The organism is Trueperaceae bacterium, from assembly GCA_036381595.1.
In the GTDB taxonomy this organism is placed as follows: domain Bacteria; phylum Deinococcota; class Deinococci; order Deinococcales; family Trueperaceae; genus DASVCN01.
This window is the reverse complement of the sequence record DASVCN010000006.1, coordinates 1-14,025: the sequence shown is the minus strand read 5'-3', so window position 1 is coordinate 14,025 and position 14,025 is coordinate 1. Positions and strand designations below refer to the sequence as shown.

Annotated in this window: 15 protein-coding genes and 4 tRNA genes; 11 read left to right on the top strand and 8 right to left on the bottom strand. The window is 65.8% G+C overall.

Going from position 1 to position 14,025, the window contains the following annotated elements:
* Positions 1 to 136: 136 nt before the first annotated feature.
* A complete protein-coding gene (locus tag VF168_01470; GenBank protein ID HEX7002839.1) occupies positions 137 to 427 on the top strand; it encodes a hypothetical protein in 291 nt (96 codons plus the stop codon).
* Positions 428 to 542: 115 nt separating this feature from the next.
* Here VF168_01470 and VF168_01465 read toward each other — a convergent pair whose 3' ends face one another.
* The 3 genes from VF168_01465 to VF168_01455 form a co-directional block, all read right to left on the bottom strand.
* Positions 543 to 1,688 (bottom strand): glycosyltransferase, encoded by a 1,146-nt coding sequence (locus VF168_01465; GenBank protein ID HEX7002838.1) that lies wholly within the window; start codon positions 1,686 to 1,688, stop codon positions 543 to 545.
* A 36-nt stretch (positions 1,689 to 1,724) separates the two neighbouring features.
* Positions 1,725 to 2,939: an NAD-dependent epimerase/dehydratase family protein gene (locus VF168_01460; GenBank protein ID HEX7002837.1), complete on the bottom strand. Its 1,215-nt coding sequence runs from the start codon at positions 2,937 to 2,939 to the stop codon at positions 1,725 to 1,727.
* 74 nt (positions 2,940 to 3,013) lie between these two features.
* Positions 3,014 to 4,231: a glycosyltransferase gene (locus VF168_01455; protein ID HEX7002836.1), complete on the bottom strand. Its 1,218-nt coding sequence runs from the start codon at positions 4,229 to 4,231 to the stop codon at positions 3,014 to 3,016.
* Between the two features lie 150 nt (positions 4,232 to 4,381).
* On the opposite strand from VF168_01455, the gene VF168_01450 reads away from it, so the two are divergent.
* The 3 genes from VF168_01450 (at position 4,382) to VF168_01440 (ending at position 7,960) form a co-directional block, all read left to right on the top strand.
* Positions 4,382 to 6,631 carry a DEAD/DEAH box helicase gene (locus tag VF168_01450; protein ID HEX7002835.1) on the top strand — a complete coding sequence of 750 codons (2,250 nt, stop codon included), beginning with the start codon at positions 4,382 to 4,384 and terminating at the stop codon, positions 6,629 to 6,631.
* A gap of 111 nt (positions 6,632 to 6,742) precedes the next feature.
* Positions 6,743 to 7,585, top strand: a complete 843-nt coding sequence (locus VF168_01445; protein ID HEX7002834.1) for a hypothetical protein — start codon at positions 6,743 to 6,745, stop codon at positions 7,583 to 7,585.
* A gap of 51 nt (positions 7,586 to 7,636) precedes the next feature.
* Positions 7,637 to 7,960 carry a hypothetical protein gene (locus VF168_01440; protein HEX7002833.1) on the top strand — a complete coding sequence of 108 codons (324 nt, stop codon included), beginning with the start codon at positions 7,637 to 7,639 and terminating at the stop codon, positions 7,958 to 7,960.
* Positions 7,961 to 7,976: 16 nt separating this feature from the next.
* Here VF168_01440 and VF168_01435 read toward each other — a convergent pair whose 3' ends face one another.
* From VF168_01435 to VF168_01415, 5 genes are all read right to left on the bottom strand, one after another.
* Complete coding sequence (locus VF168_01435) at positions 7,977 to 8,219, bottom strand: hypothetical protein (GenBank protein ID HEX7002832.1); 243 nt, start codon at positions 8,217 to 8,219, stop codon at positions 7,977 to 7,979.
* A gap of 129 nt (positions 8,220 to 8,348) precedes the next feature.
* Positions 8,349 to 9,332: a 4Fe-4S binding protein gene (locus VF168_01430; GenBank protein HEX7002831.1), complete on the bottom strand. Its 984-nt coding sequence runs from the start codon at positions 9,330 to 9,332 to the stop codon at positions 8,349 to 8,351.
* 71 nt (positions 9,333 to 9,403) lie between these two features.
* Positions 9,404 to 10,504: a bifunctional 3-deoxy-7-phosphoheptulonate synthase/chorismate mutase gene (locus VF168_01425; protein ID HEX7002830.1), complete on the bottom strand. Its 1,101-nt coding sequence runs from the start codon at positions 10,502 to 10,504 to the stop codon at positions 9,404 to 9,406.
* Positions 10,473 to 11,201 carry a twin-arginine translocase subunit TatC gene (tatC, locus tag VF168_01420; GenBank protein HEX7002829.1) on the bottom strand — a complete coding sequence of 243 codons (729 nt, stop codon included), beginning with the start codon at positions 11,199 to 11,201 and terminating at the stop codon, positions 10,473 to 10,475. Before tatC ends, VF168_01425 begins: the two co-directional genes overlap by 32 nt.
* Before the next feature lie 89 nt (positions 11,202 to 11,290).
* On the bottom strand, positions 11,291 to 11,599 hold the full coding sequence (locus VF168_01415; GenBank protein HEX7002828.1) for a twin-arginine translocase TatA/TatE family subunit: 309 nt from the start codon (positions 11,597 to 11,599) through the stop codon (positions 11,291 to 11,293).
* A gap of 132 nt (positions 11,600 to 11,731) precedes the next feature.
* Between VF168_01415 and VF168_01410 the strand changes: the two genes are divergently transcribed.
* The 7 genes from VF168_01410 to VF168_01380 form a co-directional block, all read left to right on the top strand.
* Entirely contained in the window at positions 11,732 to 12,277 is a 546-nt protein-coding gene (locus VF168_01410; protein ID HEX7002827.1) for a sigma factor, read from the top strand.
* Positions 12,274 to 12,945 carry an anti-sigma factor gene (locus VF168_01405; GenBank protein HEX7002826.1) on the top strand — a complete coding sequence of 224 codons (672 nt, stop codon included), beginning with the start codon at positions 12,274 to 12,276 and terminating at the stop codon, positions 12,943 to 12,945. Before VF168_01410 ends, VF168_01405 begins: the two co-directional genes overlap by 4 nt.
* Positions 12,946 to 13,154: 209 nt before the next feature.
* Positions 13,155 to 13,230 (top strand) — tRNA-Thr (locus tag VF168_01400).
* A 27-nt stretch (positions 13,231 to 13,257) separates the two neighbouring features.
* Positions 13,258 to 13,343: transfer RNA gene (locus VF168_01395), tRNA-Tyr, on the top strand.
* A 72-nt stretch (positions 13,344 to 13,415) separates the two neighbouring features.
* Positions 13,416 to 13,491 (top strand) — tRNA-Gly (locus VF168_01390).
* A gap of 80 nt (positions 13,492 to 13,571) precedes the next feature.
* Positions 13,572 to 13,646: transfer RNA gene (locus tag VF168_01385), tRNA-Thr, on the top strand.
* 97 nt (positions 13,647 to 13,743) lie between these two features.
* Positions 13,744 to 14,025 (top strand): GTP-binding protein (locus VF168_01380; protein ID HEX7002825.1); only part of this gene is annotated, 282 nt, incomplete at its 3' end.

Genomic DNA, 14,025 nt, shown 5'->3' with positions numbered 1-14,025 from the left:
GGGTTCGGTCGTCACGGTTCGGTTCGAGCCTGTAGTTTCGGCAGTTGCATGACGGGACCGGGAGCGCTAGTCTTCCGCCACCTTGGCGACGCCTACCTATACCTGGTCGTCGAGGGTGACTGGAGGTGAGGCCGCCGTGGAGCCGTGGGTAGGTCTTCTCTTTGGAATCGCAGCGGTAGCAGCCGTCCTCTACTGGGCGTTCGAATCGAGGCACTGGATAGTGATCGCCAACGCGGCCTGCAACAGTTCGGTGGGCCTGGGGCCGATCTGCTCTCTGCTCAGGGCGAACGGCGTCCGCTACCGAACGCGTACCTCCGGTGGCGGCGCGAATTTCGGCGGTCCCAGCAGCGACCTGAACACCTCGCTGATGGTGCACTCTAGAGATCGCGCGAGAGCGAGGGCAGTTCTGGCCGGACTTCCTCGCTGACCTGGAACCTCGAGGCGGCATCTCGGGAGCTTCACTTCAGCTTCGGTTTGCCGTCATCGTGAGCAGCCCCAGGCGGAGTCGTCGTGATGTCCGTGTACCCCGGTGAAACGCGGATTCAGTGGACGCTCGGCGGATCGTAGCGCCGGTGGATGGTGAGGGCCAACTCGTAGAACTCGACCAGCTTCTCGGTGGCGGCGCGCCAGCTCCACCCCTCCATCGACGCCCGGGCCTCGCGCGCCAGACGCAACCGGAGTTGATCGTCCCGCAGCAGCAACCCCAGCTTCTCGGTCAGCTCATCGGTGTTGCCCGGTTCGAAGAGCAGACCGTTGACGCCTTCCTCGATCACGTCCGGGATGCCTCCCGCTCTTGCGCCCACAGCGGGCACGCCCGAGGCCATCGCCTCCATCGCAACGAACCCGAGGGTCTCCGTGTCGGAGGGGAAAGCGAAGACGTCGGCGCTGGCGTACGCCTGCGCGAGCTCGTCACCGCTCATGTAGCCGGTGAAGACGGTCCGGGTGCCTTCGAAACGTTTGCGGAGGAACGCCTCGGCGGGACCGGACCCGACGAAGGCGAGGCGCACGCCATCGAGTCGCTCGATCGGCTCCAGCAGCCACTCTAGGCGCTTCTCGAACGACAACCTGCCTACGTAGATCATCAGGGGCGCTTCTGGGTGACCCCCGCTCAGCCGCTCTCGCATGGCTCGGGATCGGTTGTCCGGATGGTACCGCTCGGTGTCGACCGCTTTCGGCCAGAGCCGAACCCGCTGGATCCCAAGTCCGCGCGCCGCTTCGACCATTGGCATGCTGGTGCACAGGTTCAGGTGCGCCTGGTTGTGGACGTCGCGGAGGAAGCCACGGGAGAAGGGCGTCAGGAACCAGAGTTTCAGGTGCTGCGAGTACTGGGTGATGTCGGTATGGAAGCTGGCCAACAACGGGAGGTTCCGTTGCTTGGCGATCGCGGTGCCCCAGAGGCCCAGGATCACCGGGTTCACCACGTGGACCAGGTCGGGAGCGAAGGCGTCGAGTTCACGCCCGAGCCGCGGCCGCGGCATCCCCAGCACCAGTTCCGGGTACCAGGGCTTGAACGGCACTCCCGGCACCCTCACTACCTTGTGCCCGGCGTACTCGGCAGGCGGGTGGTGGGGTGCGAACACTAGCGCTTCGTGACCGAGGTCCCGGAGTTGCTCCAGGGTCCGCACCACCCGGGTCACTACGCCGTCGATCTTCGGCAGGAAGGTCTCGGTGAAGAACGCGATGCGCATCGAGCGAGAACGTAGTGGCTTGCCGCGCTCCGGCGACTAGCTCGTTCCGATCCTCTTTCCGGCTTCCTCCGGCACGCCGGGTTTCTGGTTCCTGGTCCAGGTGCTGCGCGCGGGGATCTTGCTCTTGTCGGCGCGGTGGGCGTACTTGCGGGCGATCTCGGTGACCTCTTCGAGGAGGCCTTCTTCGAGGGTGGTGGGCTCCAGGCCGAGGTCGAGGAAGAGATCGTTGCGAACGTGGAGTTCGTTCTCGGGGTCTTCCTTGCGGGGGTTGGGGACGTTGGCGACCTCTGCGCCGGCGATCCTCGCGACGATCTGGGCGAGGTCGCGTACCCGGTGGGTTTCGGTCATCTGGTTGAGGATGCGGACCCTTTCGCCTTTGGCGGGTGGGTTCTCGAGGGCGAGTTGGATGCAGCGGACGGTGTCCTGGATGTGGATGAAGGCGCGGGTCTGGCCGCCGGTGCCGTGCACGGTGAGGGGGTAGTCGACGGCTGCCTGCATGAGGAAGCGGTTGAGGACGGTGCCGTAGTCGCCGTCGTAGTCGAAGCGGTTGATGAGTCTTTCGTCGCGGTTGGTGTCGCTGGTGTTGGTTCCCCAGACGATGCCCTGGTGGAGGTCGGTGATGCGGAGCCCGTCGTTCTTGGCGTAGTAGGCGAAGAGGAGTTGGTCGAGGGTTTTGGTCATGTGGTAGACGGACCCGGGGTTGGCGGGGTAGAGGATCTCCTGGCGGATCTTCTGGCCGTCTTCGCCGGTTACTTCGACGGGGAGGTAGCCTTCGGGGATCTTCATGCCGGCGGTGCCGTAGCCGTAGACGCCCATGGTGCCCAGGTGGGCGAGGTGGATGTCGAGGCCGCTCTCGACGATGGCGGCGAGGACGTTGTGGGTGGCGTTGACGTTGTTGTCGACGGTGTAGCGCTTGTGCCAGGCCGACTTCATGCTGTAGGGGGCGGCGCGCTGTTCGGCGAAGTGGACGACGGCGTCGGGCTGCTTCTCGAGCAGGAGGGTGAGGAGCCGGTGGTAGTTGTCGGCGATGTCGAGCCGTTCGAACTCGATCGTCCTGCCGGTCAGCTCCTTCCAGACCCTGATGCGTTCGCCCATGGGGCGGATGGGGGTGAGGCTGCCGACCTCCAGCTCGTTGTCGATGTTGCGGCGGGAAAGGTTGTCGATGATGGTGACATCGAATCCCAGTTTGCTCAGGTGGAGACTGGTGGGCCAGCCGCAGAAGCCGTCACCGCCAAGGACGAATACTTTCATCTGAGATCCTCCAAATACGTGAGAAGCCCCCTCACGCGGTAGCACAGCAGTTTATCACCAGCCCCCCGGGGACCTCAGGAAGCCCGGCGCCCACCCACTACCAGTCCGCGTAACCGCCGTCCGTTCTCGCGCAGCCAGCGGCGCCAGAACCGCCGCCTGTATCCGGGGGCGCCTGCCTTCCACTCGCCCGGTCGAAGGAACGACCAGATGCAGACCGTGGCGATGAAGAAAGGGTGCAAGAGAGCCCAGCCGAAGACCGGCAGCCCCCACAGGTCGGGCCTCTGCAACTGCCTCGTGCCGATCCTCATGCCCACCAGTTCGACCGCCAGCTTGACCCCCCAAAGGCCCGCGATCCAGGGAGCGCTCCAGGGCACGAGGACGGCCAGCGGGACCGCAACCGTCAGCGCGGCGCTCTGCGCGCCAAGGATTGCGATGGATGCGATGAACCCAGGGTGGTAGTGCATCGGGTGGTGGTAGCGCGAGACCCACCGCTTCCGCTGCCGCAACAGGGCCAGGAGCCCGCCCATCGGCCGGGTCAACACCCGCACCTCCGGCGTGCTCGCGAAGACGACGCGAGCACCCGGCAACCGTCCGAGTCGCTGGGTGAGCAGGTCCTCGTCGCCGCTGGGTGCTCGTCCACCGGAGCCGAAGCCGCCGCTCGCTTCGAAGGCGCTCCGCCGGTAGGCCTGGTTGTTGGCGCTCGATGCGAACTTCCAGCCGAAACGGGTGAGGCTACGCGAAGTGAGCATGAGCGAGAACCAGTCGATCGTCTCGAAGTATCCGATCGGGCTCTTCCGGTCCATCGCCCGTGTGCACTCGACGTAGCCGACGACCATCACGACGTCGTCCTCGAAGTGGCTCACCATCCCCTCGAGCCAACCGGCGGGGTACTCGCAGTCGGCGTCGCTGGTGACGATCAGTTCTCCGCTCGAGGCCCGGATCCCTTCGTTTACCGCGTTGACCTTCGGTGCCAGCCGGTGGCTGGGTTCGGTCACCCGGACCATCCTGAAGCGGCTGTCGGCCGACGCTGCCCGCTCGATGACGGCCGCCGTCGAATCGGTCGAGCGGTCGTCGACGACCACGAACTCCACGTCGCCGGGATAGGACTGACGGGAGAGCGAAGCGAGGGTCGCGCCGAGCGTCTCCTCTTCGTTGTGAGCGGGTATCACCACGCTCACGGAAGGCCGGTCCGGGGAGTACGGTCGTGGGTCGCGCCGCAACATTCCCGCTACGACGAGCAGCATGAGGCCTATATAGGCCAGAACGAGTATGTAGAGGAGGATCAGGAACATCACCATGAGCAGTGTTTCGCAAGGGCTCACGGAGGCGCCGGCCCAGGGACTCGCCGAGTCTAGCACCTGAGGCGACGGTTAATCCCCGTCCAGACTAGAAACGGTCGGCCCCGCATGAGGTATGTCGGGGGTGAAACGGTAGGCTGGATCGTGGACGCGATACCCGGTGATCAGAGGAGCTTCCACGCCTGGCTCGGCTCGCTCGAAGGCTACGAGGGGCAGATCTCCTCGTTCCGCTTCTATCCGCCCAGGAATGCGGTGTTCGGCGAGACCAGCGGTGACGTGGGCGCCTACCTCACCCAACTCGGCATCACCCCTTATCGGCACCAGTCTCGCGCTTTCGAGCTGCTGCGAGAGGGGCGGAACGTGGTTGCTGCCACCGGCACCGCGTCAGGCAAGAGCCTGATCTACCAGCTTCCTTCCGTCGCTGCCGCCCGGGAGGGGGGGACCGTTCTCTACCTTGCGCCCACGAAGGCGCTGGCGGCCGACCAGCTGCACAAGCTGAGGGCGTTGACCGAGCAACTGGCGGTGAAGGCGCCCGTAGGCAGCTACGACGGCGATACCCCCGGAGAGGAGCGAACGAGGCTTCGTTCCGAGGGCGCGATCATCCTCACCAATCCCGACATGTTGCACTACGGCATACTGCCGCACCATCAGCGCTGGTCGCGGTTCCTCGGCTCGCTGCGCTTCGTGGTGCTCGACGAGCTGCACAACTACAGGGGGGTGATGGGCGCCCACGTTGCCAACGTCCTACGGAGGCTGCTACGGGTCGCCCGCCATTACGGCGGGGAACCGCAGTTCATCGGGGCCAGCGCCACGGTTGGCAATCCGGCCGAGCATGCAGGGCGGCTTGCCGGGGCTCCGTTCGTCGAGGTTGCCGAGGACGACAGCCCCGCCCCCGCGCGAGAGTTCATCTTCTGGCAACCACCGTTGCTGGAAGGGAGCGATGGCCGCCGCCGCAGCAGCAACACCGAGGCGGCCTGGCTGGCCGCCCGGTTCGTGCGGGCCGGCCTCAAGAGCATCTTCTTCTGCAACTCGCGGAAGTCGGCCGAACTGTTGCGGCGCTACGCGGCCGCCCAGCTCGATCCGGTTTCGGCGCCACAACTGCAGACGTACCGGGCCGGATACACGAGCGAGGATCGTCGACTCATCGAAGAGGGGTTCCGCAACGGGGACATCCGCGTGCTGGCGGCCACCAGCGCGTTGGAGTTGGGCATCGACATCGGTGGGGTGGACGCGGTCGTGCTGGTGGGGTACCCCGGGTCTCACATGGCGCTGTGGCAACGCTCCGGACGCGCCGGCCGGGGAGGCGGACGCGCCCTCACGCTGCTCATCCCGGGCAACGATCCTCTCGACGAGTACTATCTGCATCATCCTGACCTGCTTACCGAGGGCGCTCCCGAGGACGCAGTCGCTGACCCGTTCAACAGCGAGATCCACCCGCCTCATGTCGACTGCGCCGCCGCCGAACTGCCGTTCGCCGCTGGCGAGGAGTTCCTCGCTCCCTGGTTCGATCCCGCCACCCGGCCGCACCTCTACCGCTGCGGGCTCAGGTGGTGCCACGGTGGCCGCTACCCACACCGCCGCGTGCAGATAAGAGGCGGAAGCGGCAAGCGGGTCCGCCTCGTGGACGGCTTCGGCAAGACCTTGGGGGAGAGCGACCTCTCCTCGGCCTTGCGCGACCTTCACCCCGGCGCCGTCTACCTTCATCGGGGCGAAACCTACCTGGTAGCCTCACTCGATCTCGAGCGGTCGCGAGCGGTGCTGCTGCCCCACATAGAGGAGTTCTACACTCAGGCTCGATCCGAAACCGACATCGATATCCTCGAGGCGGACGCGGCCAGCAGCCTCGTCGAGACGGGGCGGGTGCGGGTGACCACCACCGTGACCGGTTACGTCAAGAAACGCTATATAACCGAAGCGGTACTCGACGAACGGCTGCTCGATCTACCGCCCCTCTCGTACACGACGCAGGCCCTCTGGTTCGAGGCCGCGGACCTCCTGGGCAGGATCGCACCTGCGGACCGACCGGGTGCACTGCACGCCCTCGAACACACCCTCATCGGTTTGCTGCCCGCCTTCGTGCTCTGCGAACGGGCCGACGTGGGCGGCGTCTCCTACCCGGTCTATCCGCCAACCGGAGCCCCGACGATCTTCATCTACGACGGTTACCCGGGTGGCGTAGGCTACAGCCGCGGCGGCGCGGGCCGCTTCAGCGAGTGGCTCGGCGCTGCCCGAGACCTGCTGCGCGACTGCCCCTGTAAGAGCGGCTGCCCTCGCTGCGTGCTCTCGCCCAAGTGCGGCAACGGCAACCAGTACCTGGACAAGTCGGCGGCCCTGATCCTGGCCGTGGAACTGCTAGAGGCGTTACCGGTTGGGCCCCGCGAGATCCTCGCCTGACCTTCCCTGGCGGCAGTCGAAGGGTGAGTGATAGACCCGGCAGGACGCGCCCGACGGGGTCATGGAAGCGGACAGTGGGGGCGTTCGGGCCCATGCTAGAGTGTCACGCCTATGCGCATCGGCTTCGTCACCCAACTCCTGTGGGAGCGTTACGGACCCTTCTGGCAGAGACTCTTCGAGGAGGCGGGCGTCGAGGTCCTCTTCCCGGATGAGGAGAAAGCGCTCGCCAGCCTGGACGACGACAGGGTGCGCTCGGTATCGGGTGCATCTTTCCGATTGGCTGTCGCCCAGGCTTTGTCGCTCGCGCAAGTCGACCTGCTGGTGGCGCCGTCGCTCAATCCGGCCAGTGAGGCCCGGCGCGGCGGCGGGCAGGACCCGTGGGTCTCCGACTTCCCTGCGGCACTCGGTACCATCGGCGGGTTGCCGCCCGTACTGGGGGTACCGGCACTGCTAGCTCCCGAGCAGCAAACGCTCGTGGTGGAGACGCTCCAGCAGCTGATCCGTGACCCTGGTCGGGTACGGCGGGTATGGGACCGACACCGGGCGGCACTGCGTCACGAACCGGTCCCACCTCCTTCCTGGACCACGGTTGCGGGCCGGAAGACTATCGGAGTCGTGGGTCAGCCGTGGCTGCTTCGCTCGCAGTTGGTGGAGCGGGTAGCGCCCGAGGGTGTCACGGCCATAGGTCAGCATCGGCTCGATCCGTTGCTCCTGCGGGAGGAGGGCGAGCGGATCGACCCTCGCATGATCCCCACCGACCGTGAGGTGTTGGGCGCGGTGCGCCACTTCTCGCGTCGTGGCTCCGTCTCGGAGCTCCACCTGGTCATCGACGAGACCTCAGGGGCCGACATCTGGCTACGTGAGCGAGCACTTAAGCAGTCGGCCAGGGAGATCGTCGTGCGTCCCCTGACCGAACTGGTGAGCGGCCCTGAAGAGTTGCTAGTTGGGCTCTGAGCCGCGCTCGGCCGGATTTCGCCCGGCCGCGGCGACACGGTAGGATGCAGCGTGCTCATCGCCGCTTTCATCCTGACCGCGCTCTACGCAGTTGTGAACGCCGTGGGAGCGTGGGCGGTGATCAGGCGCAAGGGTTGGCTTGCCGCCCTCTTCATGCTGGCCGCAAGCGTCCTCATAGTTTCGGCGGCTGCGATGGTCTCGGCCCTGCCCTTCACGATGGTTCTGTTGGCGATCGGTCTGGTGCTGGCCTCGGTCTCGTCGCTGCTCTACGGGCGGCTCATCATCGGCCGGGTGAAGTGGCACCATCACCTGGTGCGCGCGGCCTTCGCCGTCCTGCTCTTCCTGCTGGCCTACTTCAGCCAGATTCCGGCCTAGTCGCTGCCCAGGTCGTTCAGAGGTCTCCGAAGAGTTTCTTGAGGGCGTCCTCTTTGCTGGTCCTGTTGGCCAACCGCCAGCGCGTTCCGTCCAGTTCGAGCTTGCCGTCGGAACGTAGTTTCTCGAGGGAGGTTTCGATCGTGTCTACGGCCAACTCCTCGTAATGGTGCTCGTCGATGTAGCGCTGGATCTCCCTAAGGGTGGCGCCGGTCTTCGCTTGCGACTCGACGGCCTCGTACACCCACTGATCGACGGTCATGCGACAGTCTAAGCGCTCGAGGGTCGAGGCAGGTGAGCGTCTCGTGCAGCGCGGCGCAACGCGATCCGCGAGAGCAGTGACATGCGCTCCCGGGACATCGTCTTCACCGGGCGAAGGTGCTCCCTGTCTTCAGCGGGCGAAGGTTCCCGGTCGCTCCCGCTCGGGGTCGCGCCGGTAAGCCTCCTGCTGGCCTGCCGAGAGTTCGCCCCAGCTTACCTCGGCGTCCATGCCGATGGCCCCAACCGGGCAGGCGCTCACGCACGCCTCGCACCCGACGCACAGTTCCGGCTGGAGGAGGAGAACGCCGTCGCCATCGGCCTCGAAGACCCGATCGAAGGCGCCCGTGGGGCAGGCTTTTGTGCAGGCCGGGCACATGATGCAGTCGTCGTTCACGCGTGGCAGGACCCACGGCACCTTCGCGGACGGCGCCGGATCGGCCGCCGCCAGGATCCGGAAGCGCCGACGCAGTTCCAACGGTTGGCCGTGCCCCGCTTCCCCCGGTTGAGGCCCCGGGTCGAGGGGCGCGAGTGCCTCACCCGCCCGCTCCTGCAGTGAGCGCCAGCCGCCTCTGAGAAGTTGCCGACGGCTCAAGGTTTGCCCTCGGCTGTCGTCGTCGAAGGTCTCGGTCTCGATGACTTCGATCTTCACCTCACGGTCGTGAAGCTTCGCCAGTTCCAGGGCCTCCTCGCGCACCACCTCGACTGCATCGGCGATGGCCGCGCTGCCGATGGGGCAGGTGGCGCAATCGCCGCGCGCCAACGTCGCGCCTTCCCGGGATCCCACCAGACGAAGCAGGTCGGACGCCTGCAGCCTTCCCAGGCAGAGGATCGACTGGGCACTGCCCTTCACGCGGGAGCAGCGTACCGATGCGCCCGAGTCGTAGGAGACCTTGGGCTCAAGCGCCTGGGTGGGGCAGACCTGGATGCAGAGACCGCAGCCGGTGCAGTCGACCTCGTCGATCTCGACCTGCCGACGTATCGATATCGCCTCGTGAGGGCACACCTCACGGCAACGGGTGCAGTGGGTGGCCCTGTTCGCGGCCAGGCAGAGTCCCTTGTCGTAGCTCGGCTCTACGCTCGTCGTCTTGAAGATCAGGTTCAGGAGGTTATCCATCCAGCTTCCTCCCAAGCCCGCCGATTCGGGTCGCCCGCCCGCGGCGGGGCGGGCCGCCAGGCCCTGGCGCCCTAGAAGCCGTAGACCTCGTGCCTCTTCTGCGACAGCTTGTTGTGGTAGCCGGTTTCCTCGAGGTAGCTGTCGAACGCGTCGAAGTCGACCTGTTGCTTCTGGTCTGAAAGAGCGACCGCGGGGTTCGGGTGGACTTCGATCATGATCCCGTCGGCGCCCGTGGCGAGCGCAGCCTTGGTCAGCGGCACCAGCAGGTCGCGGCGGCCGCCCGAGTGGGTGACGTCGACCAGCACGGGCAGGTGCGTCTCGAGCTTGGCGAGCGCCACAGCGGAGACATCGAGGGTGTTGCGGGTATAGCGTTCGTAGGTCCTGATCCCCCGTTCGCAGAGGATCACGTTCCGGTTGCCTTCGCTGAGCAGGTACTCGGCGGCCATCAGCCACTCCTCGATGGTGGCCGAGAGTCCCCGCTTCAGGAGGGCCGGCTTGCCGCTACGGCCAACCGCCCTGAGCAGGGTGAAGTTCTGCATGTTGCGAGCCCCGATCTGGAGTACGTCGGCGTACTCGACGAAGGCGTCCACGTCGCGCGCGTCCATGATCTCGGAGACGAACTTGAGGCCGAACCGATCGCACGCCTCTCGTCCGAGCTTCAGTCCGTCGATTCCGAGCCCCTGGAACGAGTAGGGGTCGGTGCGGGGCTTGAACGCCCCTCCGCGGAAGAGCGTCACGCCGCGCGAGGCGACCCGCTCTGCGGTAACCATCACCTGTTCCCTCGACTCTATGGCGCACGGGCCTGCGACGAGCACCGGGGAGTGGTCAGAACCCACGTGTAGATCTCCGATGCGCACCACCGTATCGCCGGCGCCGCTCGAGCGCGAGGTGAGGTAGCGGCCCTTCTCCTGCTGCTGCTCGAGGTGCATGGACGCCTGGAAGATCTGCTTGAAGAGGCTCTTCACGGTGGCGTCGTCGAACGGTCCTCGGTTGGCTGCGAGGAGGGCGTCGAGCATCTGCTGCTCGCGCACCGGATCGTAATGACTCAGCCCCAGCGTCGTCTGGATCTCGCCGATGCTCTCGGCCAGCTGCGCTCGTTCCGAGAGGAGCTCCAGGATCTGGAGGTTGAGGCCGTCGATCTTAGCTCGTAGGTTCTGGATCTTCTCTCTCATCGAATTCCTTCTTCTGCGACAGCCGGACGACTATCACGGTGACTTCGTAGAGTACCACCAGGGGGATGGCCACCAGCCCGAAGTTGAACGGATCGGCGGTAGGGGTGATTATCGCGGCGACCAGGAGGCCCACTACGACTGCCCACTTGCGGTTGGAGGTCAGCTGGCGCGCTCTCACGATCCCCAGCCTGGCGAGCAGGAAACCGACCACCGGCATCTCGAATATCAGTCCGAAGACCGCCATTATCAGGAGCACCTTGGAGATGTAGTCGCCGATCGACGGGAGGACGGCGACTTCGGGTCCCAGGAAACCGAGGATTATGGGGATCGAGAACGGCAGGACCACGTAGCGGGCGAATACGACTCCGCCGCTGAACGCGATCGCGGTAAGGAGTATGAACGGGACGGCCCAGCGCCGCTCCTCCGGATAGAGGCCGGGCGCTACGAAGCCCCAGATCTGGCCTCCGATTATCGGCGCGGCCAGGACCAGGCCGAAGAAGGAGGCGATCTGCATCGCCACCAGGAACGGCTCGAGGAAGCCGAACGCCGTGAGCGACATGTTCGGAGGCAACGGCTCCTGGATCCACCCGAGTAGTCTGTCCAGGAAGTAGAAGGCGACGCCGGAGCCGACGATCCAGGCGCCCAGGGCGATGAAGAGCCGCGTGCGCAGCTCTTCGAAGTGATCGATCAGCGTCACGCGATCATCCGTGGCGACAGGTGCCCGGCGCCCATCGGGCGCGACCTGTCATGGTTGCAGCAGGGGCGTGGGACAGGACGTTTCTCGGATCAGGCCGACTGGTCGGCGGTCTTGCTTTCTACCTTGGCCTTGGCGTCGTCATCGGCGCCCTTCTCCTGCTTGGCCGCGCTGTCGCCGACGGTCGCCGCCCTGCTCTCGCTGGCCTGCGCCTTGGCGGGCTTCTCGTTGGCCCCGGCTTCGAAGTCGTCCTTCATGTCACGGATGCCTTTGCGGAACTCTCTCACCGACTGGCCGATGCCCTTCGCCATCTCGGGCAGGCGACGTGGACCGAAAATGAGCAGGATCACCACGAGGATGATCAGAATCTCCCAGATACCGAGCGGACCGATTCGCGGCATGGAATACCTCCAGTGGGCTCGATTGTACCACCGGCAGCCAGTCCTGCCCGTTCGCAGCCACTCGACCCGGCGGTAGCCCTGAGTCGTGCCCGCGCCGCGGTGAACGTCGGTCCGAGCGGGTAGATTGCAACCATGGGCCGTGCCGAACAGCAGCCTGCCAGCGACATCAGGATCTCGAGCGACGAGGATCTGGTGGAGCTCATGGCCGAGCGTGACGAGGCGGCGCTTCGTGAGACCTTCCGCCGCTACGCCCCCTTCATAGTCTCGATGGCCGAACGGATGGGCTTGGACGGAGAAGCGCAGGAGTTCACCCAGGAGGTGTTCATCCGGCTCTGGGAGGGCGCGCGACGGTTCGACCGGATGAAGGCCGGGGCCAGAACCTGGATCGTCACGACCGCTCACCGGATGGCGATCCGTCGCCTCGGAGGGTACGGGCCGCTGGACCTGCGCGGTGGATCTCCGCAGCCGGACGACCTGGCGGGTGAGCCGCTTTACTTGTCCGATGCGCTGGACCGGCTCGACCCGCTCGCCCGGCAGCTGCTCGAACTGGCCTTCTTCGGAGGCCACGATCACCGTCAGTTGGTCGAGAGGAGCGGGCGTTCGCCGGCAACGGTGCACACCGCCCTGAAGCGCGCGTTGGCGTCGCTGCACGATGCGGCTGTTGAGGTGCGCCGGTGACGATCGACGAGGCGCTGCTCATCGATTACGCCCTCGGCACGGTGTCGTCCGAGCAGGCCCGCGAGGTGGAGAGCTTCCTGAGGGTGGACTCGGAGGCTGCGAGGCGGGTGCGGCGCATCCAGGACGACCTGTCGTGGTTGGTGATGACCCTGCCGCCCGCGCGGACCGACGAAAGGTCGGTGGAGCTGCTGGTAGAGCGGTTGCGCGCTTCGCCAATACCGCCGCGGTCTCACGATCGGCTCACGCGTGGCGCCGCCAAGCGCAGCTCGCGCTGGGCCGCATTCGGCATCGCAGTCGCTCTCGGGGTCGCTGCCTGGCTCGTGCTCGGCCCGCTGCTGCGTCCGGACCGAGTCGAGCGGCTGGTCGAGAGGTACCAGGCGCGTCCGGGGGCGTTGTCGAGCCGCCTCATAGACGAGGATGGCCGGGAATTGGGAACCCTGGTGCGGCTGCCGGATGGCCGTCTCTTCGTCGCGTTCGACGAACGCCCGCCGGAAGGCGTCTACCAGCTCTGGGCCCTGCGCGAAGACGGCCCGTTCTCCCTGGCCGTGGTCGAAGGCCGCACCATGCTGACCGAGCCGGTGACCGAGGCGTCGAGCCTGGCCATAACCCTCGAGCCGGTCGGCGGCAGCGAACACCCCTCGGCCCCGTTGCTGGTGGAAGACCTCTGAACGCCCACCGAGAGCGTGGCAGCCGGGCGGATCTCGGCCCCGATCCGGACACGGGAGGGCGGCCAGCAAGGGCATCGCCGCTGACCGGAGAAAGCACGTCCTGCACGGGCTAAACCGCCGTCGTCGTCCTTGTTGACACCCCCTGGGGCCCATGCTAGGCTATCTAGCCGGACGCGAGAGCGCCCGTCAGCCGCCCGGGATGACGACCTGCCACCCTAGCTCAACAGGTAGAGCATCCGACTTGTAATCGGAAGGTTGTCGGTTCGATTCCGATGGGTGGCTCCAACGACGGTCGGACGAGTGGTCGATTACGGGTAGGTGCCCGAGTGGTTAAAGGGGACGGACTGTAAATCCGTTGGCTTACGCCTACGCTGGTTCGAATCCAGCCCTGCCCACCAAGAGGAGATCCGCCAGCGGTTCTCCGCCGGGTAAGTTCCGGCTCGGGTCGTTCTCTCGGGACGCCCGAACATGCGGGAGTAGCTCAGTTGGTAGAGCGTCAGCTTCCCAAGCTGAATGTCGCGGGTTCGAATCCCGTCTCCCGCTCCAAACGTGGTTCTGTTGCCCAGCGAACGGGTTCGGTCGTGCGCGGAGGCGGAGCTTCGGATGGAAGATGACGGTTGGGGTAGGCTCGTGTAGCTCAGTGGTAGAGCACTCCCTTGGTAAGGGAGAGGTCGACGGTTCAATCCCGTCCACGAGCTCCAAATCCAACCGCTATATGCAGCGACGATCGGTTGCGGGAATGCGCGCCGATCGGCGTTCGCCTGCAAGACAGGCGCGCGCCTGAAAGGATGAGGCAGGATGGCGAAAGCGACGTTCGAGCGTACGAAGCCGCATGTGAATGTTGGGACTATTGGTCATGTTGATCATGGGAAGACGACGTTGACGGCTGCTATTACGTTTGCGGCTGCGGCGGCGGATCCGTCTGTGGAGACGCAGTCGTATGATCAGATCGATAAGGCGCCGGAGGAGAAGGCGCGGGGTATTACGATTAATACTTCGCATGTTGAGTATCAGACTCCGGAGCGGCATTATTCGCATGTTGATTGTCCGGGTCATGCGGATTATGTGAAGAATATGATT